The sequence below is a fragment of the Cupriavidus sp. MP-37 genome (assembly GCF_020618415.1).
Lineage (GTDB): Bacteria > Pseudomonadota > Gammaproteobacteria > Burkholderiales > Burkholderiaceae > Cupriavidus.
In genome coordinates, this window is record NZ_CP085345.1 from 1,920,375 (window position 1) to 1,945,120 (window position 24,746).

The window sequence follows — 24,746 nt, forward strand, 5'->3', positions numbered from 1 at the left end:
CGGATTACTGCGCTGCGCGCTTCGGCAGCAGCCGCACCGCCAGTGCGGACAGCGCCGCGGCGGTAGCCAGCGCGGCCACACCGGTCCAGCCGAAGCGCGCCAGCGCCACGCTGCCTAGCGCCGCCCCGGCCGCCATGCCGGTGAACATGCAGACGAACAGCACGGCATTCAGGCGGCTGCGCGCACCCGGATCGATGCCATAGACGATGGTCTGGTGCGCCACCAGCGCCACCTGCACGCCCAGGTCGAAGCCGATGGCGCTGGCGCCGATCAGCCACAGTTGCGCCTGCCGCGCCAGCAGCGGCGCCAGCAGCATGGCGGCAAACGACAGCGCCGCCAGCGCCGCGCCGGCGCGGATCACCCGTTCCGGGCCGCTGCGGTCGGCCAGGCGGCCGGCCAGCGGCGCACCCAGCGCGCCGGCGGCACCGGCCAGGCCGAACGCGCCGGCGGCCTCGCTGCCCAGGTGGAACGGCGCGCCGTGCAGCATCACCGCCAGTGTCGACCAGAACGCGCTGAACCCGACCGAAAGCAGCCCCTGCGCCAGCGCCGCGCGGCGCAGCGCGCCATGCTCGCGCCACAGTGCCGCCAGCGAGGCCAGCAGGGCGCGATACGGCAGCGTCGTGGCCGGGGCAAAGCGCGGCAGCTGGCGCCGTGCCACCAGCGCCACCGCCGCGATGCTGGCCGCCGCCAGCACGAACATCGCGCGCCAGCCGAAGTGCGCGGCTACGAAGCCGCTGACCACCCGTGACAGCAGGATGCCCAGCAGCAGCCCCGTCATCACGGTGCCGACCACCTTGCCGCGCTGCGCGGCCGGCGCCAGCGCCGCCGCGGCCGGCACGATGTCCTGCGCCAGCGTCGCGGACAGGCCCACCACCAGGCTGGACACCAGCAGCAGGCCGATGCCCGGCGCCAGGCCCGCCAGCAGCAGCGCGCCCACCAGCGCCACCGCCTTGGCCACGATGATATGGCGGCGGTCATAGCGGTCGCCCAGCGGCGCCAGCAGCAGGATGCCCAGCGCATAGCCGAGCTGCGTCAGGGTGGGGATGGCGCCGGTGGTGGCATCGCTGGCATGCAGGTCGGGTGCCATCACGCCGAGCATGGGCTGGCTGTAGTACAGCGAAGCCACCGCCAGGCCGGCGCCGGTGGCGAGCAGCAGCACCAGCCGCCCAGGCACGGCGGGGCCGGACAGCGTGGTAGCGGGTGACGACGTTGTGGGAACCGTGGACATGATGGGTTGGCGCGGTGCGCGGGAAGGTTGCGATGGCCCGAAGTGTTGTCCACGCGCGCCGATTCTGGTAGACGTGCGGGGTGAACAATGGCTATACGAGACGCGTATGAAAGGCCAGCCCGCCACTAACCCGCGCGCCGCCCCCGCCGCCACCCGCGGCGCGCCCGGCGCCGACCGCATCGACCTGATGCAGACCTTCGTGCGCATCGTCGAGGCCGGCAGCCTGTCGCTGGCGGCCGCGCAGCTGCAGACCACCCAGCCCACCATCAGCCGGCGCCTGCAGACGCTGGAGCGACTGCTGGGCGTGCGCCTGCTGCAGCGTTCCACGCATGCGATGAAGCTGACCGAAGACGGCGCGCGCTGCTACGAGCGCGCCCGCGAGCTGGTGGCGGACTGGGCCAGGTTCGAGGCCGACGTGCGCGGCACAGGCCACGCGCCCAGCGGCACGCTGCGCGTGGTGGTGCCGCACGCGTTCGGGCAGGAGCTGCTGGTGGGTCCGCTGGCGAGCTTCCTGCGGCAATATCCGCAGGTCGCGGTGGAATGGCTGCTGCACGACCGGACCCCGGATTTCATCGCCGAAGCCATCGATTGCGCGATCCATGTGGGCGAGGTGCATGAACCCGGCCTGGTGGCCGTGCGCCTGGCGGAGGTGCCGCGCGCGGTCATCGCCGCGCCGTCGCTGTTCGACGGCAAGCCGCCGCCGCGCCGCCCGCAAGACCTGGAAAGCCTGCCCTGGCTGGCGCTGCGCACGTTCTACCGCAACGAGATCGTGCTGCAGAACCGGCAGACGCAGGCGCGCCACGGCCTGGCCTTCGCACCGCGCATGAGCACCGACAGCCTGTACGCGCTGCATGCGGCGGCCCGGCTGGGGCTGGGCGTTGCCGTGGGCTCGTCGTGGATCTTTGCCGACGACATTGCCAACGGCAGGCTGTTGCACCTGCTGCCGCAATGGCAGGCCGACCCGCTGCCGATCTACCTGGTCTATCCGCATGCGCGCTTCTATCCGGCCAGGCTGCGCCTGTTCGCCGACGCCATGCGGCAAGCGATACCGACCGCCGGCATGGTCGAACGGACGCGCGTGCCGCGCGGGATGACACAAGCGCGCCGATAACGCCTATCCTGTATCGGCCATTACCTCCGCCGCGGGCGACCGCGCGCTTCGACCTCATGGTGCCTGCGTGATCCGCCGCGTCTTTCCCAGGTTTCGAACAAGGGGCCGCATGTTCGCGTTCGCCGCCGCCATCGTGTTGCTCGCCGTGGCGGGCATCGTCGCCTACAACCTGGTCGGCGGCGAGAAGCGCATCGAGCGCCGCCTCGACCGCGTCTACAGCCTGGAGGACCCGCAGTTCGCGCGCGAACTTGGCGTGTTGCTGGGACCGCCCGTGGTCGACGGCAACCGCTACCGCGTGCTCAGGAACGGCGACGAGATCTTCCCGGCGATGCTGGGGGCGATCCGCGCCGCGCGGAAGACCATCAACTTCGAGTCGTATATCTACTGGTCGGGCGATATCGGCCACGATTTCGCGCAGGCACTGGCCGAGCGCGCCAGGGCCGGCGTCAGCGTCAAGGTGCTGCTGGACGCGGTCGGCAGTTCCAGGATCGACAAGGCCGCGCTCGAACTGATGACCCGGGCCGGCGTGGATGTGCGCCGCTACCATCCGGTGCGCTGGTACACCATCGGCAAGCTCAACAACCGCACCCACCGCAAGGTGCTGGTGGTCGACGGCCGCATCGGCTTTACCGGCGGCGTCGGCATCGCGCCGGAGTGGACCGGCCATGCGCAGGACCCCGACCACTGGCGCGATACGCATTTCGAGGTGGAAGGTCCGGTGGTCGGCCAGATGCAGTCGGTGTTCCTGGACAACTGGATCAAGGTCAGCGGCGCGGTGCCGCATGGCCCCGACTACTTTCCCGAACTGCCGCCGGTCGGCCATGGCCGGGCGCAGATGTTCAGCAGCTCGCCCACCGGCGGCAGCGAGAGCATGGCGCTGATGTACCACCTGGCGATCACCGCGGCGGCGCGCACCATCGACCTGTCGGCAGCGTATTTCGTGCCCGACGCGCTGACCGAGCGGGCGCTGCTGGCGGCGCTGGCACGCGGCGTCAGGTTGCGGGTGATCGTGCCGGGCGAGCATATCGACTCGGAAACCGTGCGCTCGGCGTCGCGTGCCCGCTGGGGCGAATTGCTCAAGGCCGGCGCGCTGATCGCCGAGTACGCGCCGACCATGTACCACTGCAAGGTGCTGATCGTCGACGACCTGCTGGTCTCGGTCGGGTCCACCAACTTCGACAACCGGTCGTTCCGCCTCAATGACGAAGCCACGCTCAATATCCTCGATGCGGCGTTCGCCGCGCAGCAGACCCGGATCTTCGAGGAAGACCTGAAGCTGTCGCGCCCGGTCACCTACGAGGCGTGGCTCAACCGTCCGTGGCACGAACGAGTGCGCGACCGGCTGGCCTCGCTGATCGGCGCGCAGCTCTGAGCGGTGCCGCGATGCCGGCAAGGCGGCCCGCCAACAGGGCACCATGCCCCTTGGCGGCGCGCCTTTTGCCCCACTTCAGCGCTTTTGTCGCACCGCATTTGCGCATCGTCAAAAACCCGGAAATCTGCGCTTCAGCACCGCTAAACCGGGCCGATAGCAGGGGGCAACCAAGCCCCTCTGCGACGATCCATGCCCGCCCTGTTCCTTCCCGCCGAGCGCCTGATGGCGCGCCTGAATATCCGCCGCAAGCTGGCATTGATTGCCGTGCTGTTCCTGGTGCCATTGGCCGGCGCGCTGTCCGTGGTGCTGCGCGATGCAGCGCAAGCGCGCCGCACCACCAGCCAGGAAATCCGCGGGCTGGCAGTGGTCGCGCACGCGCTCGACTTTATGCGCGAGACCCAGGTCCGGCGTGGCGCCGCGCATGCGGTGCTGTCGGGCAACGCCGCGTTCCGCGCCACCTTCGACCAGGCCGACCAAAAGGCGGCGGCCAGCCTGGCCGCACTGGCGCGCAGCATTGCGCAGAATCCCGACTTTGCACTCGCGCCCGGCATGCGCCAGCTGGAGCAGGACTGGCAGCAATTGCGCGGGCCTGGCCTCGACACCGCGGCGGGGCCGCTGTTCCAGCGCCACAGCGCGCTGGTGCGGCAAACGCAGGCGTTTGTCGCCGACGTGGCCGAGCGCTCGCAACTGGCGCTGGACAGCGACACGGGCTCGTACTACCTGGTCAGCCTGCTGTCGGGCCCGATGCCGCGCCTGGCTGAACTGAGCGCGCTGGCGCGCGGGCGCGGCGCCGGCATCATCGCGCAAGGCGGTTATGCCGACGCCGCGCAGCAAGCCGGGCTGGGCGCGCTGGCCGAACAGATCCACGCAGGGCTGGACACGATACGGGGCGATATCGCGCGCGTTGGCAAGGCAACGCCGGCTTACCGCGCGCGCATCGATGCCGCGCTGGCGCGGCTGGGTGCGATGGAAAGCTTCCATCGCACGCTCCAGGTGCGCATGCTGGGCGCCGCCGGCATCGACATCGATGCCAGGGCCTATTTCGACCAGGCCACCACCGCCATCGAAGGCGTGGCCGATGCCAGCCAGGCCTTCGCCGCGATGGCCGCCGAGATGCTGGCCCGCCGCGCCGCGGCGCAGGCCCGGCAATTCGCCTGGCTGGCCGGCCTTGCGCTGGTGACGGTGGGCGCCGCGTTCTACCTGTTTATCGGCTTCAGCCGCGGCATGCGCGCCGACGTGCGCGAGGTCGGCGCGATGGTCGCGCGCATCAATGCGGGGGACCTGACCGTGGGCCTGGCGGTGCGCGGGCGCGACGAGCTGAGCGAGATCAAGCGGCACCTGCTGGCGCTGGCCGCGGGCTGGCGCACGCTGATCGGCGACACCAAGGCCGGCGCGCACAACGTGCTGGCCGCGGCGGCCGATATCGCGCAAGGCAATGTCGACCTGTCGCAGCGCACCGAGGAACAGGCGGCGTCGCTGGAGCAGACCGCGGCCAGCATGGAGCAACTGACCGCCACCGTGCAGCAGAATGCCGGCAGCGCCGGGCAGGCCAGCGCACTGGCGCGCGAGGCGTCGGCAGCGGCGCGCGCCGGCGGCGACGCGGTCGGCCGCATGCAGCAGACCATGCAGGCGATCGACGCCGACTCGCGGCGCATCGCCGACATCATCGCGGTGATCGACGGCATAGCCTTCCAGACCAATATCCTGGCGCTGAACGCGGCCGTGGAAGCGGCGCGCGCCGGCGAGGCCGGCCGCGGTTTTGCGGTGGTGGCCAGCGAAGTGCGCGGGCTGGCGCAGCGCGCCGGCGCCTCGGCCAAGGAGATCCGCATGCTGATCTCGCAATCCGGCGCGCGCGTGGCCGCGGGCAATACGCTGGCGCTGGACCTTGCCGCGACCATGGCCGGCACCGTCGACGCCATCGGCCGGGTCGCGGCGATGATGGATGACATCAGCCAGGCCTCGCGCGAGCAGAGCACCGGCATCGGCCAGGTCAACCAGGCGATGGCGCAGATGGACCAGGTCACGCAGCAGAACGCCGCGCTGGTGGAGCAGGCGGCGGCCGCGGCGCAGTCATTGCAGGAGCAGGCGCAGCAGATGCAGCGTGCGATGGCGGTGTTCCGCACCGAGGCGCAGGCGGCCTGAGGACGCCGGCGGCGGATTCGCGCAGGATCAGCGCCGCAACAGCCAGATCACGACCGACACCACCACCGACACCAGGATGCAGGTGGTGATCGGCAGGTAGAAGCTGAAGCCATCGCGGACGATATGGATGTCGCCGGGCAGGCGGCCAAGGCGGTCGAACGGCAGCCTGGACAGCCAGGGCCAGGCGGCGCCGGCGGCAAGCAGCACGGCGCCCAGGATGAGGAGCAGGCGTTGCATGGGATGGGGGCGCGAGGGCGTCTTTGAGGCGTTTGACCGGCGGATGGAGGCATTGATTCCAGCTTGCTGCGGGCGGCCAGCCAGTCAACTTGCTGAGATTTTTCCAAGGTTCTGGAATGTAAATTGAAGGCTGGCGCATTTTTTATGAAATTTCCTTATCTATATGCACATGTCATATGGAACATTTCATGGATCAGCGATTTACTGAAATAGAATGCCTGTAAGTGGCGCTTCAGCTAGTTCTGAAAGCGGAATAGTAGCCAAATTCGGGTGAATTCCACCTCAAAGCGCCACGCAGTTTTCCCGGGGTTAACGCCAATTCTTGGCCCCGATCCCCGCTGCCTAAGATGCGTTCAATCAGAGAACGCGAGTTCGCTAATAGAACAATCGCGCGGTGCGCGATTCACAAGGCAGACGGAGACCACAGTGCCCCAATCCCTCCAATCCAAGGCTGGCGTCGCGGACGTCCAGGCCCTGATCGACGGACAGCGATTCACTGGCTACCAGTGGCGCATCCTTGTGCTGTGCTTCCTGGTGGTTGCCGTCGATGGCTTCGATACTGCCGCGATCGGGTATATCGCGCCGGCGTTGGTGCAGGACTGGGGCATCGAGAAATCGGCGCTCGGGCCCGTCATGAGCGCGGCCCTGTTCGGCCTGGCCTTCGGCGCGATCGTTGCCGGTCCGATGGCCGACCGCATCGGGCGCAAGAAGGTGCTGGTGCTGTCGGTCTTGTTCTTCGGCGCGTGCAGCCTGGCCACGGCCTTCGCGCCCACGCTGGGCTGGCTGACGGTGCTGCGCTTCCTGACCGGCCTGGGCCTGGGCGCCGCCATGCCCAATGCCGTGACCCTGACCGCCGAGTTCGCGCCGCAACGCCGCCGCGCCGTGCTGGTGAACACCATGTTCTGCGGCTTTCCGCTCGGCGCCGCCGCCGGCGGCTTTGTCGCCGCCGCGATGATCCCGCACTTCGGCTGGCACAGCGTGCTGCTGCTGGGCGGCATCGTGCCGCTGGCGCTGGCGCTGCTGCTGGTGGTGCTGCTGCCGGAGTCGGTGCGCTACATGGTGGTGCGCAACTATCCGGCCGACCAGATCCGCCAGCTGTTGCGGCGCGTGAGCGGCGTGGACGTGGGTGAGGCGCATGCCTTTATCATCGGCGAACAGGCGCCCGCGACCCGCTCCGCCATCGGCACCGTGCTGGCACCCGGCTATCGCCTCGGTTCGGCGATGCTGTGGTGCACCTACTTCATGGGGCTGGTCATCTTCTACCTGCTCACGAGCTGGATGCCCACGCTGATGAAGGACGCCGGCTTCTCGATCCAGCACGCGTCATTGCTGACGGCGCTGTTCCCGCTCGGCGGCGGCATCGGCACCATCGCGGCCGGCTGGTTCATGGACCGCTGCAATCCGAACAAGGTGATTGCCATCACTTATGCCGCCACCGGCGTGCTGATCTACGCGGTGGGGCACGGCACCGGCAACCAGGTGTTGCTTGGCGTGCTGATCTTCCTGGCCGGCACCGCCATGAACGGGGCGCAGTCGTCGATGCCGGCGCTGGCGGCGGCGTTCTACCCGACGCAGGGCCGTGCCACCGGGGTGGCGTGGATGCTTGGCATCGGCCGCTTCGGCGGCATAGCGGGGGCCTTGCTCGGCGCCGAGCTGCTGCGCCTGCAGCTGGGCTTCGACACCATCTTTACGCTGCTTACCGTGCCGGCATTCGTCGCCGCCGGTGCGCTGGTGGTCAAGCACTTCAGCGGCAGGGGCGCGCCGGATGCCGACGCCGCTGGCAGTGCGGGCGTGGCCGCTCACTGAACATCACTGAGCATTCACTGAGCATTCACTGAGCATTCACTGAGCATTCACTGAGCATTCACTGGGCGGAAGGCGGCCTGGCCGCGGCGCGGATGCAGTCCGCCAGCGCTTCGGCCATCGGGCTGAGCGCGCGGTCGCCGTGCCGCAGCAGGCCGATCGGTTCCTCGGTGCCCTGCGTATCGAGCGGCAGCAGGACCAGCTCATCCTCCGCCACCGCGCGCCGCGCGGCGGACAGCGGTGCGGCCCACACGCAGTCGCTGTGGCGGGCCAGCAGGCGGCCGAGGTAGGCATCCGACGTTTCCACGCATCCGCCCGGCAGGGGCAGGCCGTGGCGGGCGAGCAGGCTTTCGGTGTTGTGGCGGGGGATCGAGCCCGCGGCGGGAATCACCAGCGGCCATGCCAGCACGTCAAGCAAGCTCGGCCGTCGCGATACGGCCATGGCGGCCAGCGGATGCCCGGGACGCACCGCCAGGGCCAGCGAGTCCGGGCCCAGCGACTCGAACCACAGGCTTTCCATGGCCACCGGGTTGTCCATCCGGCCAATGACCAGATCCAGCACGTCGGCCTTGAGCTGGTCGATCAGGCTGCGGTTCATGCCGGTGTGCACGGCGAGCCCGACTTCGGGGTGCGCGGCGCGGAAGCGCAGCAAGGCATCGGTCAGCACTGCCGGCACGACGCTGGGCAGCGCGCCCAGCCGGATGCGCTCCTGTGGCTGCGCCTGCTCGCCGGCGATGCTGTCGGCCGCCGCGTCCAGATCGGCGAGAAGGCGCAGGGCGTGGCGCAGGAAGCGCGTGCCGGCGGTGGTCAGTTCCGTGCCCGCGCGCTGGCGCACCAGCAGGCGTGTGCCGGCCAGCTCCTCCAGCTCGCTCAGGGTTTTGGACACGGCGGGCTGGGTCAGCCCCAGGCGGTCGGCGGCACGACCCAGATGCTGGGTCTGCGACACCGCGACGAAGCAATAGAGGTGCCGCAGCCGCACGCGGTTGCGGAAGATTTCGAGCGCGGGCGGGGCGGAGGCCTTCATGTTGAAAAGTTATCGTAAATCGCAGAAATCTCAATTTACATGACTTTATGTGTTGCCTAAAGTCCGTACCAATCCAACGACAGGAGACTGCGCAATGAGCCGCCTTGCCCAGTATCGCCGTCCCTACTGGGACACCCAGCCCGCATACCGCTTCGATCCCTACGCTTCCACGCAGAAGCGCTCGCCGGGCCAGCCGCTGATCGCGTTGCCGCAATCCCTGTCCGAGGTGACCGGCCCCAGCTTCGGCGCCGAGTTCGTCCGCGCAGGCGATAACGACCTCACCGTCGGCAACGGCGGCGAGCCCATCGGCGAGCGCATCCTCGTGACCGGCCGCGTGCTCGACGAGAACGGCCGGCCGGTGCCGAACGCGCTGATCGAGGTGTGGCAGGCCAACGCGGCCGGCCGCTACGTGCACAAGCGCGACCAGCATGACGCGCCGCTGGACCCGCATTTCTCCGGCGAGGGCCGCACCGTCACCGACGCCAACGGGCACTACCGGTTCAAGACCATCAGGCCCGGCGCCTATCCCTGGCGCAACCACCACAATGCCTGGCGGCCGCAGCATATCCACTTCTCGCTGTTCGGCAATGCCTATGCCACGCGGCTGGTGACGCAGATGTACTTCCCCGGCGATCCGCTGCTGCCGTTCGACCCGATCTTCAACTGCGTGCCGGACCAGAAGGCGCGCGAGCGGCTCATCGCCAGCCTCGACTGGGAGACCACCCAGCCCGAATACGCGCTCGGCTACCGCTTCGATATCGTGCTGCGTGGCCGCGATGCCACGCCGATGGAGTAAGACCATGCTTTACGCCACCGCATCGCAGACCGTCGGTCCTTATCTCCATATCGGCCTGAGCGGGCTGAACTGCGCCGACCTGACCGCCGGCGCGCCGGCACTGGCCCGCCAGCGCATCGTGATCGAAGGCCGCGTCACCGACGGCAACGGCGAGCCTGTGCCGGACGGCATGGTCGAGATCTGGCAGGCCAATCCCGCCGGCCGCTACCGCCACGCCGAAGACACGCGCGAGCTGCCGCTGGTGCCCGGCTTTACCGGCTTCGGCCGCGTGCCGACCGGGGCTGACGGTTCGTTCCGCTTCGTCACCGTCAAGCCGGGCGTCGTGCCCGGTGCCGACGGCCGGCCGCAGGCGCCGCACATCATGGTGTCGGTGTTCATGCGCGGTCTGGTCAGGCACGTCGCCACGCGCATGTACTTCCCGGACGAGGCCGCCGCCAATGAGGCCGATCCGGTGCTGGCGCTGGTGCCGGCGGGGCGGCGCGGCACGCTGGTCGGCAACGATGCCGGCAACGGCACGCTGCGCTGGGATATCGTGCTGCACGGCCCGGGCGAGACGGTGTTCTTCGATATCTGACAGGCCGTGCCGGCAGCGGGGCAAGTGCCCGCGCCGCCGGCGACAGACGCATAAACCGGTGGTCGTCATGACCACGACCCTGATCAATCGCCCCCATGCCAACCGTCACGCGCCTCACCGACCCCATCTCCGGCAGCCCGGCGGTGCTGGATATCTTCTCCGACGCCGGCACCGTGCAACGCATGCTTGCCGTCGAGGCCGCGCTCGCGCGCGCCGAAGCGCAGTGCGGCGTGATCCCGGCCGCGGCCGCGGCAGCCATCACCGAAGTCTGCCGCGAGGTGGGCGCGATCGACCGCGATGCGCTGGCACAGGCCGCGGTCAACTCCGGCAATCTCGCCATTCCCTTGGTCAGGCAACTGACCGCCGCGGTGGCTGCGCGCGATGCCGAGGCGGCGCGCTTCGTGCACTGGGGCGCCACCAGCCAGGACATCATCGACACCGCGCTGGTACTCCAGCTGGCAGACGCGCTGCGCGTGCTCGATGCCGACCTGGTACGCCTGGGCGAAGCCTGTGCCGCGCTGGCCACCGCGCATCGCGCCACGCCGATGGTGGCGCGCACCTGGCTGCAGCATGCACTGCCGACCACCTTCGGCTGCAAGGCCGCCGGCTGGCTCGACGCGCTGCGCCGCGACCTCACGCGCCTTGACGCGGCGCGCGCGCAGGCCCGCGCGCTGCAGTTCGGCGGCGCCGCGGGCACGCTTGCCAGCCTCGGCGACGCCGCGCCCGCCGTGGCTGCCGCACTGGCGCGCGAGCTGGGCCTCGTCGCACCGGTGCTGCCGTGGCATGCGCAGCGTGACCGCGTGGTCGACGTCGCTACCACGCTCGGCATGCTCACCGGCACGCTAGGCAAGATGGCACGCGATATCTCGCTGCTGATGCAGACCGAGGTGGCGGAAGTGGCCGAGCCCGCCGCACCCGGGCGCGGCGGTTCCAGCACCATGCCGCACAAGCGCAATCCGGTCGGCTGCGCGGCGGTGCTGGCGGCATCGGTGCGCGTGCCACCACTGGTGGCCACCATGCTCTCCGGCATGGTGCAGGAGCACGAGCGCGCGCTGGGCGGCTGGCAGGCGGAATGGGACACGCTGCCGCAGATCGTCACGCTGGCCGCGGGCGCGCTGTGCCGGATGGGCGAAGTGGTGGCAGGGCTGCAGGTCGATGCGGCACGCATGCGGGCCAACCTCGATCTCACGCGCGGGCTGATCCTAAGCGAGGCCGCGATGCTGGCGCTGGGCGATTGCATCGGCCGCTTGCCGGCACACAAGCTGGTGGAGAACGCTTCGCGGCGCGCGGTGGAGCAGGGCACGAGCCTGCGCGATGCGTTGGCGGCGATGCTGCACGAAGATCCTGCGCATGCCGGGCTGCTGGATGCAGCCGCACTGGACCGGCTCGCCGATCCGGCCAACTATGCGGGGCAGTCGGTGCAGTTCGCGGATGCCGCGGTGGCAGCGTGGCGGGAAGCGGTGGCGAGGCATTGATGTGCGATCGGCACGACTGCCTGCTGTGTCGGCCTTGCTTGAGGCTGCCTGCGGGATCGCAGGGTTGCCGCCTGTTGGCGGGCGGTACGTCGTGGTGGCGCCGGCCCTCTCCCCCACCCCTCTCCCGCAAGCGGGAGAGGGGAGCGTTCGCGAAGGGTGTTAGCCAACTCGATGGCCTCAGCATAACGGCCGGTTTGCTCCCCTCTCCCGCGCGCGGGAGAGGGGCCGGGGGAGAGGGCCGGCGCCTGTCAAGCCCGCCACGCGCCAATTTCACCAATAACCAACATCCAGGGAGACGCCCTTGCCTTACCTAAAACACGCCGGCGCCCGCTTCTCTGCCGCGCTGGTCGATTTCGTGCGCGGCCGCCGGCCGGTGAGCGACGACCACGCCCGCTATGACGCCGGCCTCTCGGTGCGGCGCGAGGTGCTCGGCAGCGCGCATGTCGATCGTTCGCTGGCGCGGCTGACGCCGCTCAACGAAGAATTCCAGAACCTGATCACGCGCTATGCCTGGGGCGAGATCTGGACGCGCGAGGGCCTGCCGCGCCATACCCGCAGCCTGCTGACCATCGCCATGATGGTGGCGCTGAACCGTTCGGAAGAACTGAAGCTGCATCTGCGCGCCGCTGCCAACAACGGCGTGACGCGCGACGAGATCAAGGAAGTGCTGTTGCAGACGGCGATCTATTGCGGTGTGCCGGCGGCGAATTCGGCGTTCCACATGGCCGAGGAAGTCTTCGCCGGGATGGACCAGACGGATCAGATGGACCAGCCAGCCTGATCCCGGCAGCTCCGGTTGATCGCTACGCACAAGGAGACAAGACATGCGCACCCAGGTTGCCATCATCGGTGCCGGCCCCGCCGGCCTGCTGCTAGGGCAGTTGCTCGCCAGGGCGGGTATCGACAACGTCATCGTCGAGCAACGCAATCCGGAATACGTGCTCGGGCGCATCCGCGCCGGCATCCTCGAGAGCGTGACCGTCGAGGCGCTGGAGCGCGCGGGCGTGGCGGCGCGGCTGCATGACGAAGGGCTGGTGCACGGCGGCATCGAGCTGTCGTTCGATGGCCAGCGGCATCGCATCGACCTGCACGCGCTGGTCGGCCGCAGCGTGACCGTCTACGGCCAGACCGAGGTCACGCGCGACCTGATGGCGGCCCGGCAGGAAGCGGGCATCACGACCGTCTACGCGGCGCAGGATGTCAGCCTGCATGACTTCGACGGTGCGCATCCGGTGGTCCGTTATCGCAAGGACGGCGTCGCACACGAGATCCGCTGCGACTACATCGCCGGCTGTGACGGCTTCCATGGCGTCAGCCGCCAGAGCGTGCCGCATACCGCCACGCAAGGGTTCGAGCGCGTCTATCCGTTCGGCTGGCTTGGCATGCTCACGGACACGCCGCCGGTGGCCGACGAACTGATCTACGCCCGCCACGAACGCGGCTTTGCGCTATGCAGCATGCGCTCTCGCACGCGCAGCCGCTACTACGTGCAGGTGCCATCCAGCGAGCGCGTGGAAGACTGGCCCGACGAGCGCTTCTGGGACGAACTGCGCCGCCGCCTTGATCCGCAGTCGGCGCAGTCGCTGATGACGGGTCCGAGCATCGAGAAGAGCATCGCGCCCTTGCGCAGCTTTGTGTGCGAGCCGATGCGCTTCGGCAACCTGTTCCTGGCGGGCGATGCCGCGCATATCGTGCCACCGACCGGCGCCAAGGGGCTGAACCTCGCGGCCAGCGACGTGCTGACGCTGGCCGACGGGCTGGTCGCCGCCTACCGGCATGACGACCAGCGCGAGCTGGAGGCCTACTCGGCGCGCTGCCTGCGCCGCATCTGGAAGGCCGAACGTTTTTCGTGGTGGCTGACTTCGCTGATGCATCGCTTCCCGGATGCGGATCCGTTCTCGTTGCGCATGCAGCGCGCCGAACTCGACTATCTGGTGGGGTCGGAGGCGGCGTCGCGGATGCTGGCGGAGAACTATGTGGGCTTGCCTTATTGAACGAGGCAGCGCGGGCAGTACCGACGCAGGATGGCTGACGGCGGCCGCCGCGACCTGACGCGCGCGCCGGAGGAGCGACGCTAAGCGGCCAGCGTAACCGCACCCGCGGCCATCGCCTCCATTGCCGGCAGTGCGTCCGCGACCACCCCGCCCACCAGCACCACCGCCGGGCTTGCCAGCCCGGCCGCGAGCGCTTCGGCCAGCGTGCCCAGCGAACCGGTCCAGCTGCGCGCGTGCTCGCTGCCGGCGTGCATCACCACCGCCGCCGGCGTGCCGGCCGCCATGCCCGCGGCGAGCAGGCCGTCGCGGATCGCGGCGATGCGGCTCATGCCCATGTAGATCACCAGGGTGGTGCCGCCGCGCGCCAGCGCGTGCCAGTCGGGCGAGCCGTCGGCGCTGGTATGGCCGGTGACGAAGGTCACGCCGTGGCAGTGCGCGCGATGCGTCAGCGCAATGCCCAGTGCCTGCGCGGCGGCCATGCCGCTGCTGATGCCGTTGACAATCTCGACCTCCAGCCCATGGCCGCGCAGGAACGCGGCTTCTTCGCCGCCGCGGCCGAACAGCAGCGGATCGCCGCCCTTGACGCGCGCCACCGCGCGGCCGGCCAGCGCATGCTGCAGCGTCAGCTGCTGGATGCGCTGCTGGCTCACCGAGCAGCGCCCGCCGCGCTTGCCGACCCACTCCACATGGGTGCCCGGGCTGGCATAGCCGGCCATCTCCGGCGACACCAGGTCATCGACCAGCCAGACTTCTGCCGCGGCCAGCGCGCGCATGGCGCGCACCGTGACCAGGTCCGGGCTGCCGGGGCCGACGCCGACCAGCCAGACCTTGCCGGGCTTCAGCGGTGCTTGCATGTTGCACTCCAATGGGATCTCGCCACGCGCTCAGTGGCTGGTGCCGGCCGAGCGCGTGGTCTTGTTGAAGACGTTGTACTTGCCGATGGGCTTGTCCATCGGCAGGCGCCTGACTTCCTGCAAGGTGGCGGCGTCATAGACCACGATGGCGCCGTCGCGCTCCATCAGGCTGACCAGCGCGTAGCGCCCGTCGCGCGTGAATTCGACGTGCGCGGCGGTGCGGCCGGGGCTGGGCGTGACGCTGCCGACCACGCGCAGGCTTTGCTTGTCGATGACCTGCAGGGTGTCGCGCCTGGGGCTCATCATGGCGTCGGCCCAGGCGTAGGGCGTGCGCTCATGGCTGCGCAGGAAAAAGCCCGGGCCGTTGGTCGGTACGGTGGCGACGGTGTGCCAGTCCTGCATGTCGATCACGGTGATGCGTCCCTGGCCAAGGTCCGGCGAGGCCATCACTTCACGGCCATCGCGCTGCCAGGTGATGCCGCTGCCCAGGTGCGGCATGCCGCCCAACGCCAGCGACGCCACCTTGCGCCCGCGCTGCAGGTCGATCACCTGCCCGCCGCCCTGGCGCGCGGCGCCCAGGATATGGCGGTAGGGCTGGTCGAAGAAGAAATCGTCGAGCACCTCGTCCAGTTCGATCGCGCGCGGCTTCAACATCGCCGAAGGCGGCAGCGGCGCGCCCGCGGCGTCGGCATACGGGATCTCCCAGACCTCGGGGATGTCCTTCAGCGCGGCGATAAAACTGTGGCGCGGCGCGGCATCGTAGACCGCGGAGACGCGCGAGCGCTCGCCGTTGCGCCCGGCAACGTCGATCACGCGCACCAGCGACAGGTCGTCGGCATGGAGCAGCACCAGCGTGCGCGGCAGCGTGTTGCCGGCCAGCACCCAGCGTCCGTCATCGCTGACGGCCACGTTGCGGGTGTTCACGCCGACCCGGATCTCGGCCACATACGCCAGGTTCCACAGGTCATACTTGCTGACCCAGCCGTCGCGGCTGGCCATGTAGACATAGCGGCCGTCGCGGCTGAACTTGGGCCCGCCATGCAGCGCGAAGCGCGTGGCAAAGCGATGCACCGGCTCCAGCCGGTCGCCGTCGAGCACGGTCATGTGGTGGCTGCCGGCCTCCACCACCACGAACAGGTTCTGCGGGTCGGCGTGGAACACCGGGCGCGCCGGCAGGCTGCCGGGGGCGTGGTGCACGATATGGCTGGCGCGGATGGCCTGCTCGTCCCATTGCGGTGCGGCGGCCGGGGCGGTGCGCAGCCAGCGCGCCAGCGCCTGCAGTTCGGCCGCGGCCAGCGTGCCGGCGAAGGCGGGCATCTGCGTGGCGGTGCGGCCGTCGCGCAGCACCGCGTCGAGTTCGCCGGCGCGCAGGCGCTCCAGGCTTTCCGGCAGCAGCGCCGGGCCCATCGCGCCGAGGCGGTCGGTGCCATGGCAGGCGGCGCAATGCTGGCCGTAGAGTGCGGCCGGGTCGGCCGCCGTAGCAGCCGTAGCAGCCGTCGCGGCTTGCGCGAGGCAGGCGAGCGCCAGTGCGCCCAGCCATCGGGTCAGCGCATTCATGCCGCGACCTCCGCGTCCGGCGCGTGCGCGATCTCGGCATCGCTCAGGTAGCAGCCCGGGTCCTCGGCCCATGGGTTGCCGGTCAGCGCAAAGGCGCGCACGCGCGTATTGCCGTTGCAGATGGCGCGCTGCGCGCAGCCCGCGCAGCGCCCCTGCAGCGGACGCGGCGTGCTGGCCAGGCCCGCCATCAGCGGGTCGGCGCGGTCAGCCCAGATCTCGCCGAACGGCCGCTGGCGCACGTTGCCCAGCGTCACATGCCACCACATCGTATCGGGATGGACGTTGCCGAGGTTGTCGATATTGGCCACGCCGACGCCGGTGGCATTGCCGCCCCAGCGCTCCAGCCGCTGGCGCATGTCGGCGACGCGGTGCGGAAAGCGGCGGGCGATCCAGTACAGCAGGTACACGCCGTCGGCATCGTTGTTGCCGGTGACGAAATCGCCCGCGTGCCCTTGCCGGGCGCGTTGCCAGACATGGTCGAACAGCCAGTCCAGCGCGGCGCGGGTGCGGGCATGGCGTGCGTCGTCGGCACGATGGCTGCGCGCGCGCCCGGCATAGTTGAAGTGCGACAGGTAGAACTTGTCGATGCCTTCGCGCTCGGCCAGCGCCACCAGCTGTGGCAGCTGCGCCGCGTTCGCTTCGGTCAGCGTCATGCGCACGCCCACGCGCAGGCCGGCCGCGCGCGCCGTGCGCAAGCCGGCCAGCGCCTGCGCGAAGGCGCCGTCGCTGCGGCGGAAGCGGTCGTGCGTGGCGGGCAGGCCGTCGAGGCTGACGCCGACGTAGTCGAAGCCCGCCGCCGCCAGCCGCGCCGCGTGGCCGGCATCGAGCAGCGTGCCGTTGGACGACAGCGACAGGTGGAAGCCGAGCGCGCGCGCGTGCCCGGCAATCTGGTACAGGTCCGGCCGCAGCAGCGGCTCGCCGCCGGACAGGATCAGCGCCGGCACGCGCGCCGCGCGCAGCTGGCCCAGCACGTCCAGCGCTGCGGCGGTATCGAGCTCGCCCTTGAAGTCGGTATTGGCGGAGGTGGCGTAGCAGTGCCGGCAGTTCAGGTTGCAGCGGCGGATCAGGTTCCAGATCACCACCGGGCCGGCGGGTTGGCGCGGCGGCGGCACCGGGCCGTTATCGCGCAGGGCTTCCATGAAGCGGGACAGGCGGAACATGGGTGGGGCTTCCTATCGGTTGCTATTGGTCTGGGCTTGGGTCCGGATCGGGGCCGGCACCGGCTGGCGGCAGCCGCAGCCCGGTCTTTTTCAGCACGCGGGTGGACCACAGCACGTCGTGCGCGCGGCAGGCATCGCCCAGCAGTGCCGCGATCGCGGCGACCTGCGGCGCGGCGTCTTCGCGCGAGCGGGCGTGGACCATCGCGAACAGGTTGTAGGGCCAGTGCGGCAGCCGGCGCGGACGCCGATAGCAATGGCTGACGAAGGGCAGGGCGCCGATGCGCGCGCCCAGCGCGTCGATGCAGGCGTCGTCCACATCCCACACCGTCATGCCGTTGGCGCGCCAGCCGAGCCGGTAGTGGTTGGGCACGGCGGCGATGCGGCGCAGCACGCCGCGCGCCTGCATCGCCGCCAGCCGCGCGATCACTGCCGCCTCGGTCAGGCCCAGTTCGGCGGCGATCGCGGCGTAAGGCGCCGGCACCAGCGGCAGGCCGGCCTGGGTGGCGCGGATCAGCGCCAGGTCGGTGAGGTCAGTAGCGTCGACGGCGTCGGGCATCAGGCGGGCAGGTAGAGATTGACGAAGAACTCGCGTTCCTTGGGAAACGGCAACACCTCGACGCCGGCCGCCGCGGCAATGCGCGCGAGCACCGGCGCAACCTGTTCCGGCCGCGCCACCGCCAGCACGAACCACAGGTTCAGGTGGTGGGTGCGCGCGTAGTGGTGCGCGACCTCGGGCTGGGCGTTGATGGCGGCGATGACGGCTTCCATCCGCGCCGCCGGCGCATGGCAGGCGCACAGCACGAAGCGGCCGCCCGCCCGCTCGACCTGGTACAGCGGGCCGAAACGGGTCAGCACGCCCGCTGCCAGCAGCGCGCGCAGCCGCGCCAGCAGCACGGCCTCGGTGATGCCGAGCGCCGCGGCGGCCTCGGCATACGGGCGCGGCACCAGCGGCAGGCCGCGCTGCAGGGCGTTGATGATGCGGCGGTCGAGCGCGTCGAGCGTGTCGAGGGGATCGGGACGATCGGCTGGATCGATGGCGTCGCACGACGCGGTGGCGCCGTTCATGCCGGCACCTGGATGGCATAGCGCGTGCCGCGCTGCTTGTAGCAATGCGTGCCGACCAGCACCGAGCCGGGTGCCTGCTCCAGTCCGGCGGCGGCGCGGACCTGGGCCAGCGCGGGCTGCAGGTCCTGCGCGCTGCGGGCGTGGATCATCGCGAACAGGTTGTAGGGCCAGTCCGGCAGCCGGCGCTCGCGGCGGTAGCACAGGGTTACGCGCGGCTGCCGCGCCAGCCGCATGCCGATGGCGTCGACGCGGCCGTCCGGCACGTCCCACACGCACATGGCGTTGTGGCGGTAGCCGAAGCGCCCGTGGCGCAGCACCACGCCCAGGCGCCGGATCACGCCTTGCGCGCACCATTGCGCCAGCCGCTCGAGCACCTGCGGCACCCCCAGGCGCGCCTGCCGCGCCAGCGCATGGAACGGGCGCGGCGTCAGCGGCAGGCCCGCTTCCAGTGCCGCGACCAGGCGCCAGTCATCGTCGTCCAGCGCCACCGGGGCGGCGGGCGCCGCCAGCGCGGCAGGCCGGCGCGGCTGGGCGCCGCGCTGGCGCGCCAGCGGAAAGCCCAGGTCGATGTGGTATTCGCGCGTCATCGGCAGGTCCAGCGGCGCCAGGCCGGTGAGCTCGCCGATCGACGCGAGCGTGGCCTCGAGCATGCCGCGTTCGCGCGCGCCCGCGACAAACCACAGGTTGTACCGGTGGCCGCTGCGCGCGTAGTTGTGGCTGACCGCCGCGCAGGCGCTGACGCGCGCCGCCACGCGGTCCAGCTGCGCCGGCGGCACCGACAGCGCGCCCAGCGTGCTGACGCCGATCACGTTCGGCGCGAACACGGCGCCGACGCGGCTGATGCGCCCGGTGCCGAGGTCGCGCGCCAGCAAACTCAGCAGCGCGTGCTCGCACAGTCCGGCTTTGGCGGCCAGCGCCTGGTAGGGCCGCGGCAGCAGCGGGAAGCCGCGCTGCAGCTGGTCGTAGAGGTTGTGCTCGTTGAACATGGCGCGCCCTACATGCCGAAGCGCTGCGCGCGCGCGGTAAAGAAGATGCCGCTGGGATTGTCCGCAGGGAGCGTGGCCAGGCGTTCCAGCGTGGCGGTGTCGTAGACCTCGACGCGGTTGTCGTCGCGGCAGGACAGCCACAGCGCCTCGCCCTTGGGCGTGAATTCCATGTGCAGCACGCCGCGGCAGGGTTGCAGCGTGCGCACCACCCGGCGCGTGGCGGTGTCGATCACCTGCACGGTGTCGTTGTGCGGGAAGGCGAAATTGACCCAGACCTGGCGCCCGTCGGGCCGCGCCATGGCGAATACCGGCTGGCCCGCCAGCGCCACGCGCGCCGCCTCGCGCCAGCCGTTGGCGGGATCGGCCACCAGCACTTGATGGCGCCCGATCGCCGGCAGCCATGCCATGCCCTGCGCCATGGCCCAGCCGCGCAGGTGCGGCATCTTGTAGACCGGCAGCGGCGCGTTGCCGCGGCCGTAGCCGGACAGGATGCGGCGCACCTGCGGCGGCGCCTGCCACAGGTCGACCAGCGCCAGCCCGTCTTCGCCGAACAGGCCGGCCAGGTACCAGCGGCCGTCGGGCGTGACCAGCCCGTCGTAAGGCTCGCGGCCGGCGGGCAGGCGGGTCACCTGCGGGTGGCGCGGGTCGCCGGCATCGATGATCCAGATTTCGCCGGATTCGAACAGGCTGGCGGCAAAGCGCCGGCCGGGCAGGTCGGCCAGTCCGACCACCTTGGCGCGGCGCCCGTCGCTGCCGATGGCGGGAAGATCCGCCAGCGCTTCCAGCGTCCGGGCGTCGAACAGGCGGATCCCCCCCGGCGCGTAGTTCTGTGCCGCCACCACGCGGCCGTCCTGCGAGATGGCGCCGCCAATGCTGTTGCCTGCCTGCAGCACGCGGTGGGTGATGCGGGCGCCGAGCAGGTCGACCCGCGTCAGGCCGCCATCGCGGCCGAAGACATAGGCATAGCGCGCATCGCGCGAGAACACCACGCTGGCGTGCGACAGGTCGCCCAGTCCTTCGACCGTGGCCAGGCGTGTCATGCCGGTGGTCTCGACGATCTGCAGCCGGCCCGCGGCGCGCTCCACCACCACGCCCAGGTCGCCGGTGCCGCGCACGGTGGCGGCGCAACCCGCGGCCAGCACGGCCACCAGTGCCGCGCACGCCGCCGTGGCCAGGCCGCGCATCAGTTGCCTTGCGGCGAGACGGCCGGCGGCTGGCCGGCCTGCAGTCGATCGATCAGCCATCGGGCTTCATCCTGCGTCATGAAAGGTTGCCAGGGCGGCATTGCCGTGCCGGGCCGGCCGTACAGCACGGTGGCCACCAGGCCATCGGGCGGCTTGCCGGCCAGGCTTGCCGGCGTCAGCGGCGGGCCCAGTCCGCCGCGCAAGGTCATGCCGTGGCAGGCGCCGCAGTCATCGCGCAGCCAGTGCGCCAGTTGCGCCTGCCGCGCCGGCGCGGGCGGATCGGCCGTGGCGAATGCGCTTGCCGCCGCCGTGGCGACCAGCGCGGCAGCCGCGGCGCGGCGCCACGCGCTGCGGTTCAGAGCGACAGGATCCATTTGGCCAGCGTGTTGGCGTCGGCCTCGCTGACGGCGTTGGCCGGCATCGGCACCGGGCCCCAGCGGCCGCTGCTGCCTTTCAGGATGGACTGGACCATCTGCGCCTGCCCGTCCTTGCGGCCGGTGTATTTGGCCTTGATGTCCTGGAACGCGGGCCCGACCATTTTCTTGTCGAGGGCATGGCAGGCCAGGCAGGCCTTGCTCGATGCCAGCGCCTGGCTGGCGTGTGCGGGCATGGCGGCGCCGAGTGCCAGGCAGCCGAACGCTGCCAGCAGCGCTGTCAGCGCGTGTTGGGTTCGCATGATGAACTCTCCATGGAAGGTGCGGGGGAACGCTGGCGGTCCTCGCTGCGCCACGGCGCAGCGAGGGCGCGGCCTCAGTAGACGTCGTGCTGCGTGTTGTAGGCGTTGAACTTGCCAGTCGGCGTGATCAGGCGCTTGTCCTTGATCACGGTCTTGAGCGCGCGGGTCTTGTCGTCGACCACCACCAGCGCCGATTCACCGTCCTTGGTGCCCCACACCGAGAACCAGACCTCGTCGCCGGCCTTGTTGTATTCGGCCTGCACCACGCGCTTGGCGCCACTGCCCTTCAGGTCGGCCCACTCGGCGATCGGCAGCACCTTGAAGCCGGCCTCGAGGTTGCGCGTGTCGAACACCGCCACCGACTGGTTGAGCTTGGCATCCGGATTCAGCGGCGTATCGACCCACAGGTTGGACGACTTGGGATGGGTCTTGATAAAGAGCGAGCCGCCGCCCTGGCCCTTGACCGTCTGCACCACCTTCCACGCTTGCGCGGGGTGGCCGGCGGGGTCGGTGCCGATCAGGCTGATGGTCTCGTCGCCCAGGTGGCTGGTGGCCCAGACCGGGCCGAACTGCGGATGCGTGAAGTTGGCGCCGCGGCCCGGATGCGGGGTCTTGCCGACGTTGATCAGCGCGGCCAGCTTGTCTTCCTTGGTGTCGACCACGGCGATCTTGTCGGAGGCGTTGGCCGCCACCAGGAAGTAGCGCCCGGTCGAATCGAAGCCGCCGTCATGCAGGAACTTGGCCGAGTCGATGGTGGTGGTCTTCAGGTTGGCCAGGTCCGAGTAGTTGACCATCAGGATCTTGCCGGTCTCCTTGGCGTTGATGACGAATTCCGGATGGAAATGGCTGGCCACGATCGACGCCACGCGCGGCTCGGGATGGTATTCGTTGTCGACGGTCATGCCGCGCGTGGACACCACCTTCAGCGGCTTGAGCGTGTCGCCCTCCATGATCACGTACTGCGGCGGCCAGTAGGAGCCGGCCACCGCGTACTTGTCCTCGTAGCCCTTGTACTTGGAGGTCTCGACCGAGCGCGCCTCCATGCCGATCTTCACCTCGGCGACGATATCGGGCTTGGGCAGCCACAGGTCGATCAGGTCCAGCCGCGCGTCGCGGCCGATCACGTACAGGTAGCGCCCCGACGCCGACATGCGCGAGATATGCACCGCATAGCCGGTCTTGACGATATTGATGATCTGCTTGCTGTCGCCGTCGATCAGCGCGACCTCGCCGGCGTCGCGCAGCGTGACCGAGAACAGGTTGTCCAGGTTGTACTGGTTCATCTTCTGCGTCGGGCGCCTGGCCACCGGCAGGATGTCCTTGCGGCTCTTCTCGATATCGGCGAGCGAGAACTCCGGCGGCGTCGGCGGGTCGAGCTGGATGTAGCGCGCCATCAGGTCGACTTCCTTGTCGGTGAGGTCGCCCGAGGTGCCCCAGTTGGGCATGCCGGCGGGGCTGCCATACTTGATGAAGGTCTTCAGGTACTCGGTGCCGCGCGCGCGGGTGATGTCGGGTGTCAGTGCCTTGCCGGTGGCGCCCTTGCGCAGCACGCCGTGGCAGCCGGCGCAGCGCTCGAAGTAGATCTGGCGCGCGTGGTCGAATTCAGCGGTGGTGAGGGTGGGGATGGCCGCCTTTTGTTCGGCCTTGGCTTCAGGCTTCGGCGCGGCCTTTGCAATGTTGGTGGCTGCCTGGGGAAGACCCAGCCAGAGCGAGAGCGGGAGTGCCGCGAATGCGGGGTAAAGCCATGGTCTTGCTTTCATGGTGCCGTGGTTCAGCGGGTTGTGGAAAGCTGTTGTCGCGGTGCTTTGTGGGGCGCGAACTGGCACCTGGCGCTTGCAGTGATGATGCGGACACACTGCGAGAAGGGGATTGACTGGCATCAAACCGGGCGGGATGGTGGAGCCAAACATGCCGATTGGATGCTCCCTCTCCCGCGTGCGGGAGAGGGTCGGGGAGAAAAGCGCGTGGCAGCACGCGCTGCTAATGCTTGATCAGCAGCACAGGGCAGTGCGCATGGGCCAGCACCCGTCTGGCCACCGACCCGACGATGGCATCGAGAAAGCCGCCGCGGCCGTGCGAGCCCATCACGATCAGGCTGGCACCGATCTGGCTCGCATGCTCGACGATGCGGGCCGGCGCGAAGCCCGTGAGGCCGTGGCGCTCGAACGGGATCCCGGCCTCGCCCAGGATGGTGGCCACCGAGCCCATCGCCTTCTCGTTCTGTTCGCGATGCCAGTCCTCGAGCGTGCCGCGGTCGATGAAGGTTTTGATGTCGCCGGGCACATCCGGTTCGCAATGCACCACATGCACGACGAGGTCGCGCGTCAGCAGCGGGCTTTGCGCCAGGAAACGCGCGGCCGCGTCGCTATAGGACGACCCGTCGGTCGCCAGCAGGATCGTGTTCATGGCTTGCTCCTCATGTGCGCCGGTTGCCGGCCCCGCGTTCGCGCGGTGCGCCGCTGCGGCCCGGCTGATCGCCCGCTGCGGCGGCTCGCCTGGTCCTGGCCTGGCTGAGCAGGACAGAGACGAACAGCGTCATCGCCACCGCGCCCAGCGACCAGTGCACCGGTACGTGGAACCACGGCGCGACCAGCATCTTGGCGCCGATAAAGGCGAGCACGATGGCGAGCCCGTACTTCAGGTACTGGAAATGCGCCGCCAGGTTGGCGAGCAGGAAATACAGGGCCCGCAGGCCCATGATCGCGAAGATGTTCGAGGTGAAGACGATGAACGGATCGGTGGTCACGGCGAAGATCGCCGGGATGCTGTCGACCGCGAACACCAGGTCGGTGGCCTCGACCATCAGCACCACCACGAACATCGGCGTGGCATGGCGCAGTCCGCCGATGCGCACGAAGAAGCGTTCGCCGTGGTACTCGGAGGTGATCCGCATATGCGCGCACAGGAAGCGCACGATGGGATTGCGCGAGAGGTCGGGCGCGTGCCGGGAAATAAACAGCATCTTGATGCCGGTGATGACGAGAAACACGCCGAACACGTAGAGGATCCAGGCGAACTGGCTGATCAGCCAGACCCCCACCAGGATCATGGCGGCGCGCATCAGGATGGCGCCGAGCACGCCGAGCAGCAGCACGCGGCGCTGCAGCTCAGGCGGCACGGCGAAATAGCTGAAGATCATCGCAAACACGAACATGTTGTCGACCGACAGCGACAGCTCGATCAGGTAGCCGGTGTAGAACTCCAGCACCTTGCGATAGGCCGCGTCGTGTCCGGCATCCTCGGCCACCACCCACCAGAGCGCCACGCCGAACAGCACGGCCAGGGTCATCCAGGTCAGGGTCCATCCCAGCGCTTCGCGCGAGGAGACCCGGTGCGCGTGCCGCCCGCCCAGGACGAAGATGTCCACGACCAGCGTGCCCAGCACCAGGACGAAAAATCCGGCCCACATCGGGGCGGTGGCAAAGGTCTCCATTGCCTTATGGTGAAACGGCGGGTGGGACGGGGTGGGTGATGGCCGCCGGCAGGCGCCAGGCCCGGCCGGCGGAGA

24 protein-coding genes are annotated in these 24,746 nt (G+C 69.9%); 9 read left to right on the plus strand and 15 right to left on the minus strand.

Annotated elements, in window-relative coordinates:
* Nucleotides 1–4: 4 nt before the first annotated feature.
* Nucleotides 5–1,228, minus strand: a complete 1,224-nt coding sequence (locus tag LIN44_RS25075) for an MFS transporter (RefSeq protein WP_227314954.1) — start codon at nt 1,226–1,228, stop codon at nt 5–7.
* 106 nt (nt 1,229–1,334) lie between these two features.
* On the opposite strand from LIN44_RS25075, the gene LIN44_RS25080 reads away from it, so the two are divergent.
* The 3 genes from LIN44_RS25080 to LIN44_RS25090 all read left to right on the plus strand — a co-directional run bounded on the left by LIN44_RS25080 (nt 1,335) and on the right by LIN44_RS25090 (nt 5,853).
* Nucleotides 1,335–2,339 carry a LysR family transcriptional regulator gene (locus LIN44_RS25080; protein WP_227314955.1) on the plus strand — a complete coding sequence of 335 codons (1,005 nt, stop codon included), beginning with the start codon at nt 1,335–1,337 and terminating at the stop codon, nt 2,337–2,339.
* A 109-nt stretch (nt 2,340–2,448) separates the two neighbouring features.
* Nucleotides 2,449–3,711 carry a phosphatidylserine/phosphatidylglycerophosphate/cardiolipin synthase family protein gene (locus tag LIN44_RS25085; protein ID WP_227314956.1) on the plus strand — a complete coding sequence of 421 codons (1,263 nt, stop codon included), beginning with the start codon at nt 2,449–2,451 and terminating at the stop codon, nt 3,709–3,711.
* 189 nt (nt 3,712–3,900) lie between these two features.
* A complete protein-coding gene (locus tag LIN44_RS25090) occupies nt 3,901–5,853 on the plus strand; it encodes a methyl-accepting chemotaxis protein (RefSeq protein WP_227314957.1) in 1,953 nt (650 codons plus the stop codon).
* Between the two features lie 27 nt (nt 5,854–5,880).
* Here the strand turns inward: LIN44_RS25090 and LIN44_RS25095 are convergent, their stop codons facing one another.
* Complete coding sequence (locus LIN44_RS25095; RefSeq protein WP_116341694.1) at nt 5,881–6,090, minus strand: DUF2905 domain-containing protein; 210 nt, start codon at nt 6,088–6,090, stop codon at nt 5,881–5,883.
* A 426-nt stretch (nt 6,091–6,516) separates the two neighbouring features.
* Here LIN44_RS25095 and LIN44_RS25100 point away from each other — a divergent pair, with 426 nt between their 5' ends.
* Entirely contained in the window at nt 6,517–7,896 is a 1,380-nt protein-coding gene (locus tag LIN44_RS25100) for an aromatic acid/H+ symport family MFS transporter (protein ID WP_227314958.1), read from the plus strand.
* Nucleotides 7,897–7,954: 58 nt separating this feature from the next.
* On the opposite strand, the gene LIN44_RS25105 is transcribed toward LIN44_RS25100, so the two are convergent.
* Entirely contained in the window at nt 7,955–8,917 is a 963-nt protein-coding gene (locus LIN44_RS25105) for a LysR substrate-binding domain-containing protein (protein WP_227314959.1), read from the minus strand.
* Between the two features lie 94 nt (nt 8,918–9,011).
* On the opposite strand from LIN44_RS25105, the gene pcaH reads away from it, so the two are divergent.
* From pcaH to pobA, 5 genes are all read left to right on the plus strand, one after another.
* On the plus strand, nt 9,012–9,713 hold the full coding sequence (pcaH, locus tag LIN44_RS25110) for a protocatechuate 3,4-dioxygenase subunit beta (protein WP_227314960.1): 702 nt from the start codon (nt 9,012–9,014) through the stop codon (nt 9,711–9,713).
* 4 nt (nt 9,714–9,717) lie between these two features.
* Complete coding sequence (gene pcaG, locus LIN44_RS25115) at nt 9,718–10,287, plus strand: protocatechuate 3,4-dioxygenase subunit alpha (protein ID WP_227314961.1); 570 nt, start codon at nt 9,718–9,720, stop codon at nt 10,285–10,287.
* A 95-nt stretch (nt 10,288–10,382) separates the two neighbouring features.
* Nucleotides 10,383–11,762: a 3-carboxy-cis,cis-muconate cycloisomerase gene (locus LIN44_RS25120; RefSeq protein ID WP_227314962.1), complete on the plus strand. Its 1,380-nt coding sequence runs from the start codon at nt 10,383–10,385 to the stop codon at nt 11,760–11,762.
* 373 nt (nt 11,763–12,135) lie between these two features.
* Entirely contained in the window at nt 12,136–12,543 is a 408-nt protein-coding gene (pcaC, locus tag LIN44_RS25125; RefSeq protein WP_227316421.1) for a 4-carboxymuconolactone decarboxylase, read from the plus strand.
* Between the two features lie 43 nt (nt 12,544–12,586).
* Nucleotides 12,587–13,756: a 4-hydroxybenzoate 3-monooxygenase gene (pobA, locus tag LIN44_RS25130; protein ID WP_227314963.1), complete on the plus strand. Its 1,170-nt coding sequence runs from the start codon at nt 12,587–12,589 to the stop codon at nt 13,754–13,756.
* Nucleotides 13,757–13,836: 80 nt separating this feature from the next.
* Here the strand turns inward: pobA and cobA are convergent, their stop codons facing one another.
* From cobA to LIN44_RS25190, 12 genes are all read right to left on the minus strand, one after another.
* The gene (cobA, locus tag LIN44_RS25135; protein WP_227314964.1) at nt 13,837–14,610 is read right to left on the minus strand and encodes a uroporphyrinogen-III C-methyltransferase; all 774 of its coding nucleotides are present in this window, start codon (nt 14,608–14,610) and stop codon (nt 13,837–13,839) included.
* Nucleotides 14,611–14,640: 30 nt separating this feature from the next.
* Nucleotides 14,641–16,167: a nitrite reductase gene (locus tag LIN44_RS25140; protein WP_227314965.1), complete on the minus strand. Its 1,527-nt coding sequence runs from the start codon at nt 16,165–16,167 to the stop codon at nt 14,641–14,643.
* Nucleotides 16,164–17,327, minus strand: coding sequence for a heme d1 biosynthesis radical SAM protein NirJ (nirJ, locus tag LIN44_RS25145; protein WP_227314966.1), 1,164 nt, complete (start codon nt 17,325–17,327; stop codon nt 16,164–16,166). The genes LIN44_RS25140 and nirJ overlap by 4 nt, the downstream gene beginning before the upstream one ends.
* A gap of 22 nt (nt 17,328–17,349) precedes the next feature.
* Nucleotides 17,350–17,883 carry an AsnC family transcriptional regulator gene (locus tag LIN44_RS25150; RefSeq protein WP_227314967.1) on the minus strand — a complete coding sequence of 178 codons (534 nt, stop codon included), beginning with the start codon at nt 17,881–17,883 and terminating at the stop codon, nt 17,350–17,352.
* Nucleotides 17,883–18,392, minus strand: coding sequence for an Lrp/AsnC family transcriptional regulator (locus tag LIN44_RS25155; RefSeq protein ID WP_227314968.1), 510 nt, complete (start codon nt 18,390–18,392; stop codon nt 17,883–17,885). Before LIN44_RS25155 ends, LIN44_RS25150 begins: the two co-directional genes overlap by 1 nt.
* Nucleotides 18,389–19,378: an Lrp/AsnC family transcriptional regulator gene (locus tag LIN44_RS25160; protein WP_227314969.1), complete on the minus strand. Its 990-nt coding sequence runs from the start codon at nt 19,376–19,378 to the stop codon at nt 18,389–18,391. The genes LIN44_RS25155 and LIN44_RS25160 overlap by 4 nt, the downstream gene beginning before the upstream one ends.
* Nucleotides 19,379–19,386: 8 nt before the next feature.
* Entirely contained in the window at nt 19,387–20,562 is a 1,176-nt protein-coding gene (locus tag LIN44_RS25165) for a cytochrome D1 domain-containing protein (RefSeq protein WP_227314970.1), read from the minus strand.
* The gene (locus LIN44_RS25170) at nt 20,562–20,936 is read right to left on the minus strand and encodes a cytochrome c (protein WP_227314971.1); all 375 of its coding nucleotides are present in this window, start codon (nt 20,934–20,936) and stop codon (nt 20,562–20,564) included. The genes LIN44_RS25165 and LIN44_RS25170 overlap by 1 nt, the downstream gene beginning before the upstream one ends.
* Entirely contained in the window at nt 20,918–21,238 is a 321-nt protein-coding gene (locus LIN44_RS25175; RefSeq protein ID WP_227314972.1) for a c-type cytochrome, read from the minus strand. The genes LIN44_RS25170 and LIN44_RS25175 overlap by 19 nt, the downstream gene beginning before the upstream one ends.
* Nucleotides 21,239–21,312: 74 nt before the next feature.
* Nucleotides 21,313–22,998: a nitrite reductase gene (locus tag LIN44_RS25180; protein WP_227314973.1), complete on the minus strand. Its 1,686-nt coding sequence runs from the start codon at nt 22,996–22,998 to the stop codon at nt 21,313–21,315.
* Between the two features lie 220 nt (nt 22,999–23,218).
* The gene (locus LIN44_RS25185) at nt 23,219–23,644 is read right to left on the minus strand and encodes a universal stress protein (RefSeq protein ID WP_227314974.1); all 426 of its coding nucleotides are present in this window, start codon (nt 23,642–23,644) and stop codon (nt 23,219–23,221) included.
* 10 nt (nt 23,645–23,654) lie between these two features.
* Nucleotides 23,655–24,671 carry a TerC family protein gene (locus LIN44_RS25190; protein WP_227314975.1) on the minus strand — a complete coding sequence of 339 codons (1,017 nt, stop codon included), beginning with the start codon at nt 24,669–24,671 and terminating at the stop codon, nt 23,655–23,657.
* Nucleotides 24,672–24,746: the final 75 nt, after the last annotated feature.

Excerpts from the sequence above, each read along its gene's own strand:
- cobA (WP_227314964.1), bottom strand. The coding sequence starts at position 14,610 with ATGCAAGCACCGCTGAAGCCCGGCAAGGTCTGGCTGGTCGGCGTCGGC.
- LIN44_RS25185 (WP_227314974.1), bottom strand. The coding sequence starts at position 23,644 with ATGAACACGATCCTGCTGGCGACCGACGGGTCGTCCTATAGCGACGCG.
- LIN44_RS25140 (WP_227314965.1), bottom strand. The coding sequence starts at position 16,167 with ATGAATGCGCTGACCCGATGGCTGGGCGCACTGGCGCTCGCCTGCCTC.
- pcaG (WP_227314961.1), top strand. The coding sequence starts at position 9,718 with ATGCTTTACGCCACCGCATCGCAGACCGTCGGTCCTTATCTCCATATC.
- nirJ (WP_227314966.1), bottom strand. The coding sequence starts at position 17,327 with ATGTTCCGCCTGTCCCGCTTCATGGAAGCCCTGCGCGATAACGGCCCG.
- LIN44_RS25190 (WP_227314975.1), bottom strand. The coding sequence starts at position 24,671 with ATGGAGACCTTTGCCACCGCCCCGATGTGGGCCGGATTTTTCGTCCTG.
- LIN44_RS25160 (WP_227314969.1), bottom strand. The coding sequence starts at position 19,378 with ATGTTCAACGAGCACAACCTCTACGACCAGCTGCAGCGCGGCTTCCCG.
- LIN44_RS25175 (WP_227314972.1), bottom strand. The coding sequence starts at position 21,238 with ATGCGAACCCAACACGCGCTGACAGCGCTGCTGGCAGCGTTCGGCTGC.
- LIN44_RS25085 (WP_227314956.1), top strand. The coding sequence starts at position 2,449 with ATGTTCGCGTTCGCCGCCGCCATCGTGTTGCTCGCCGTGGCGGGCATC.
- pobA (WP_227314963.1), top strand. The coding sequence starts at position 12,587 with ATGCGCACCCAGGTTGCCATCATCGGTGCCGGCCCCGCCGGCCTGCTG.
- LIN44_RS25180 (WP_227314973.1), bottom strand. The coding sequence starts at position 22,998 with ATGAAAGCAAGACCATGGCTTTACCCCGCATTCGCGGCACTCCCGCTC.
- LIN44_RS25170 (WP_227314971.1), bottom strand. The coding sequence starts at position 20,936 with ATGGATCCTGTCGCTCTGAACCGCAGCGCGTGGCGCCGCGCCGCGGCT.
- LIN44_RS25080 (WP_227314955.1), top strand. The coding sequence starts at position 1,335 with ATGAAAGGCCAGCCCGCCACTAACCCGCGCGCCGCCCCCGCCGCCACC.
- pcaH (WP_227314960.1), top strand. The coding sequence starts at position 9,012 with ATGAGCCGCCTTGCCCAGTATCGCCGTCCCTACTGGGACACCCAGCCC.
- LIN44_RS25105 (WP_227314959.1), bottom strand. The coding sequence starts at position 8,917 with ATGAAGGCCTCCGCCCCGCCCGCGCTCGAAATCTTCCGCAACCGCGTG.
- LIN44_RS25155 (WP_227314968.1), bottom strand. The coding sequence starts at position 18,392 with ATGAACGGCGCCACCGCGTCGTGCGACGCCATCGATCCAGCCGATCGT.
- LIN44_RS25075 (WP_227314954.1), bottom strand. The coding sequence starts at position 1,228 with ATGTCCACGGTTCCCACAACGTCGTCACCCGCTACCACGCTGTCCGGC.
- LIN44_RS25120 (WP_227314962.1), top strand. The coding sequence starts at position 10,383 with ATGCCAACCGTCACGCGCCTCACCGACCCCATCTCCGGCAGCCCGGCG.
- LIN44_RS25095 (WP_116341694.1), bottom strand. The coding sequence starts at position 6,090 with ATGCAACGCCTGCTCCTCATCCTGGGCGCCGTGCTGCTTGCCGCCGGC.
- LIN44_RS25165 (WP_227314970.1), bottom strand. The coding sequence starts at position 20,562 with ATGCGCGGCCTGGCCACGGCGGCGTGCGCGGCACTGGTGGCCGTGCTG.
- LIN44_RS25150 (WP_227314967.1), bottom strand. The coding sequence starts at position 17,883 with ATGCCCGACGCCGTCGACGCTACTGACCTCACCGACCTGGCGCTGATC.
- LIN44_RS25090 (WP_227314957.1), top strand. The coding sequence starts at position 3,901 with ATGCCCGCCCTGTTCCTTCCCGCCGAGCGCCTGATGGCGCGCCTGAAT.